The sequence below is a fragment of the Streptomyces murinus genome (genome assembly GCF_002154555.1).
Classification (GTDB): domain Bacteria; phylum Actinomycetota; class Actinomycetes; order Streptomycetales; family Streptomycetaceae; genus Streptomyces; species Streptomyces murinus.
Genome location: NZ_MUNF01000976.1, coordinates 1 through 1,060, shown reverse-complemented (window position 1 = coordinate 1,060; position 1,060 = coordinate 1). Strand labels below are relative to the sequence as shown.

At 69.6% G+C, this 1,060-nt stretch carries 1 protein-coding gene; it reads right to left on the bottom strand.

Features of this window, described 5'->3' with window-relative positions; all coding sequences use genetic code 11:
• Positions 1-60: 60 nt before the first annotated feature.
• Positions 61-951 carry an alpha/beta fold hydrolase gene (locus tag CCN72_RS37045; RefSeq protein WP_086812671.1) on the bottom strand — a complete coding sequence of 297 codons (891 nt, stop codon included), beginning with the start codon at positions 949-951 and terminating at the stop codon, positions 61-63.
• Positions 952-1,060: the final 109 nt, after the last annotated feature.

Below are 1,060 nucleotides of genomic sequence, written 5' to 3'. Positions count from 1 at the left end.
ACCCCCTCCCCCGGCCCGGGGTGGGCTGTACAGGAGCCTGCCCCGGGCCGGGGGAGGGGGTCAGCCGAAGAAGGCGGTCAGTTCGGCCGCGACGGTCTCGGGCTGTTCCTCGACCATGTAGTTGCGGGTGTTCTTGACCTCGACGACGCGTACGTCGCTGCCGCAGGTGGGCAGGACGCGGTTCATGTAGTCGTAGAACCCGCCGTAGGCGAGGCCGAGGACGGGCACGGACAGGGTGCCGTAGCCGCGGAAGTCGTCGATGTCCTGCTGGTAGGCCTGGAACCAGCCCTGGCTGGCGCGGATGGCTTCGGGTGTGTCGTACGCCTGCGCGTACACGTCGCGGTCCGCGGGCAGGACGGCGTCGGGGTTGACCAGGCTCAGGCCGAGCATGTAGTCGACCATGATGCGGTAGCGGCCGGCGAGTGCCTGTTCGGGGAAGCCGGGCACGATGTTGAAGGCGAGCCACCAGCGGTGCGGGGGTGTGTCCTCGGGCTTCGGCATCAGCCGGAAGTTCTGGTAACTGTCGTCGATGTGCGTGGTGTTGATGATGGCGAGGCGGTTGGTGGCCGCTTCGTGGTTCGCGGCGTAGGCGAAGGCGACCATGGCGCCGATGCCGTGTCCGGCGATGTTGATCCGTTCGTGGCCGAGGTGTTCGGCCAGGGCGCGGATGTCGGCGGCCATGCTCTTCTTCTCGTAGCCGGTGCCGGGGCGGCTGGAGCCGCCCATGCCGCGGATGTCGACCGCGACGACCCGGAAGCGTTCCGCGAGGACGGGCATCACCTTGCGGTACTCCCACCAGGTTTCCGGCCAGCCCGGCAGCAGGAACAGCGGTTCGCCCTGCCCGCCGGTGACGTAGTGCAGCCGCACCCCGTTGACGTCGGCGTACTCGCTGGTGAAGCCGCCCTCGAGGGACGCGGCGAGTTCCTCGTCGGACGGTACGTTCGTGCCCATCAGTGTGCTCTCCCTCGTTGCTGTGGTGCGGTGGGGGCGGCTCTGTCCGGGGGGCCCACCCCGGGACCGCCGTACCCCTCGGGTCCGCCGTACCCCTCGGGTCCGCCGT